General features: G+C 67.3%; 2 protein-coding genes and 1 pseudogene. 1 reads left to right on the forward strand and 2 read right to left on the reverse strand.

Translation table 11 applies throughout. The annotated features are described in order from the left end of the window. Nucleotides 1–502, reverse strand: a pseudogene (locus tag WA317_RS08950) (protein translocase subunit SecD); the annotation flags it as partial. A 79-nt stretch (nt 503–581) separates the two neighbouring features. Further along, the gene (yajC, locus tag WA317_RS08955; protein ID WP_425172691.1) at nt 582–974 is read right to left on the reverse strand and encodes a preprotein translocase subunit YajC; all 393 of its coding nucleotides are present in this window, start codon (nt 972–974) and stop codon (nt 582–584) included. Between the two features lie 170 nt (nt 975–1,144). Between yajC and gabT the strand changes: the two genes are divergently transcribed. Beyond that, nucleotides 1,145–2,485: a 4-aminobutyrate--2-oxoglutarate transaminase gene (gene gabT, locus WA317_RS08960; RefSeq protein ID WP_425172692.1), complete on the forward strand. Its 1,341-nt coding sequence runs from the start codon at nt 1,145–1,147 to the stop codon at nt 2,483–2,485. The last annotated feature ends 109 nt before the right edge of the window (nt 2,486–2,594 follow it).

The following is a 2,594-nucleotide window of genomic DNA, read 5'->3' on the forward strand; positions in this document are numbered from 1 at the left end:
GCTGTGCGCCGGGCGCTGGCTGCGGAGCCCCCGGCAACCGGCCCGGCTGGCGCGGGACCCTCCGGGGCAGCGGCATGGCGGGCTCAGAGTCAGGGAAGTCGCCCGCCCCCTCCTGGGCCTGCACCGGTACCGCCTGAATCACCGGCCGGATATATAGCCGCGCGGTCTGGCCCAGGTTTCGGGCTTCGTTGCTGTCGTTGCCCGGCACGGTGATGACCAGATTGTCGCCGTCGACGACGACCTCCGACCCGGACACCCCGAGGCCGTTGACCCGGGCGCCGATGATCTGCTGCGCCTGCGACAACGCCTCGCGCGTCGGGCGGGAGCCGTCAGGCGTGCGGGCGGTCAGGGTGACGCGGGTACCGCCCTGCAGGTCGATACCAAGCTTGGGTGCGGCCCGCTTGTCTCCCGTCAGAAACACCAGCAGGTAGACGCCGATGAGCAGAACCAGGAACACCGAAAGATAGCGGGCAGGGTGCACCGGCGCCGAAGACGATGCCACGTTTTGAATCTCCTCGCTTGCCGATCAGTTCTGGTGCACCTCTGATGCACCCGCAAAGATACGTGCCGGTCAGCCGACCTCAGTCCTTGGGCAGCCGATTCGGGTCACCGACAGGCAGCCCGCCTGGGTCGGCCAGCAGGTCGGCGTCGTGGCCACCGGGCGCATCCGCCTCGGCGACCCCGGCTGCTTCGTCGACCGGGTCGTCGGCGATCTCTGGCTCGACGCGGTCCCGGATTGCCAGCTTCAGCCAGGTCGTGACGACACCGGGCGCGATCTCCAGGCGCACGTCGTCCTCGGTGATGTCGGTGACGGTTCCCTCCAAGCCCGAGGTGGTGTGCACCCGGTCGCCGATCCGTAGCGATTCGTGCAGGTCGATGGTGTTCTGCATGGCGCGCTTCTGACGGCGCGATCCGAAGAACATAATCAGCGCCAGCATGACGAGCAGCGGCAGGAAAAGGGCCAGTTGGTTCATGACGAACGATCTTTCGTGGTCTCGAGTCGGCCCGACTTAATCCGGTCTCTACCGGTTGCGGACCAATCAAGTCACCAGTGTGCCATTGAGACCTACCAAAGCCCTCGCCCGGCAGCGCACCGATAGGCTCGAGTCACCACCGCGACCCGGATACGCATGAGGAGACCGACGTGCCCGCTCTCGAACAGAGTCGCCACCTCGTCACCGAGATTCCGGGGCCGAAATCTCTGGAGCTGACCAAGCGCCGCACCGCCGCGGTCGCGCGGGGCGTCCGGAGCACGATGCCGGTTTACGCCGTGCGCGCCGGCGGCGGCATAGTGGAAGACGTCGACGGGAACCGGCTGATCGACCTGGGTGCGGGCATCGCGGTTACCACCGTCGGCAACGCCGCTCCCCGCGTCGTCGAGGCGGTTGCCCGCCAGGTCGCCGACTTCACCCACACCTGCTTCATGGTGACGCCCTACGAGCACTACGTCGCTGTCGCCGAGCAACTCAACCGTCTCACCCCGGGTGGCGGGGAGAAGCGCTCGGTGCTATTCAACTCCGGGGCCGAGGCGGTGGAGAACGCGATCAAGATCGCCCGCGCGCATACTCGCAAGCACGCCGTCGTGGCGTTCGACCACGCCTACCACGGCCGCACCAACCTCACCATGGCGCTGACCGCCCAGTCGATGCCCTACAAGAGCGGCTTCGGACCGTTCGCGCCGGAGGTCTACCGGGCGCCGTTGTCCTATCCGTACCGCGACGCGCTCATCGACAAGGAATTGGCCACCGACGGCGAACGGGCCGCCCAGCGGGCCATCCACGAGATCCGCCGACTGGTGGGCGCGGACAACCTGGCCGCCGTGGTCATCGAACCGATCCAGGGCGAGGGTGGCTTCATCGTGCCGGCCGAGGGTTTCCTGCCGACGCTGCTGGATTGGTGCCGGCAGAACAACGTCGTCTTCATCGCCGACGAGGTGCAGACCGGTTTCGCCCGCACCGGCGCGATGTTCGCCTGCCAGCATGAGGGCATCGAGCCGGATCTGATCACCACCGCGAAGGGCATTGCCGATGGGTTGCCGTTGTCGGCGGTGACCGGTCGCGCCGAGATCATGGACGCCGCCCACTCCGGCGGGCTGGGCGGAACCTTCGGCGGCAATCCGCTGGCCTGCGCTGCGGCGCTGGCCACGATCGACACCATCGAACGCGACGGGCTCGTCGAGCGGGCCAACCAAATCGGAGCGCTGATGACGCAGCGGTTGTCGGCTCTGCAGGCCGATGACGATCGGATCGGCGATGTGCGCGGGCGTGGCGCCATGATCGCCGTCGAGCTGGTCAAGTCGGGGACCGCCGAGCCCGACGCCGACCTGACCCGTCAGCTGGCCACCGCCACCCACGCCGCCGGGGTGATCCTGCTGACCGCCGGGACCTTCGGCAACGTCTTGCGCTTTCTGCCGCCGTTGAGCATCAGCGACGAGTTGCTCACCGAAGGGCTGGAGCTAATGGCCGAGAAGCTGGCCGAGCTTTAGCCGTGAGCAGCGCCTGTCTGACGTGTCACAGCGGCGGCCGCGTTGTTCCGGAATAACTTTAGCTTTGCTAACGTAGTTTCCGTTAGGTGCAGCGTCGCGCCAGTAAAAA

This window comes from Mycobacterium sp., assembly GCF_049802695.1.
Classification (GTDB): domain Bacteria; phylum Actinomycetota; class Actinomycetes; order Mycobacteriales; family Mycobacteriaceae; genus Mycobacterium.

Bases quoted from the DNA above. Each gene is read 5' to 3' on its own strand.
- yajC (WP_425172691.1), bottom strand. From the start codon at position 974: ATGAACCAACTGGCCCTTTTCCTGCCGCTGCTCGTCATGCTGGCGCTG.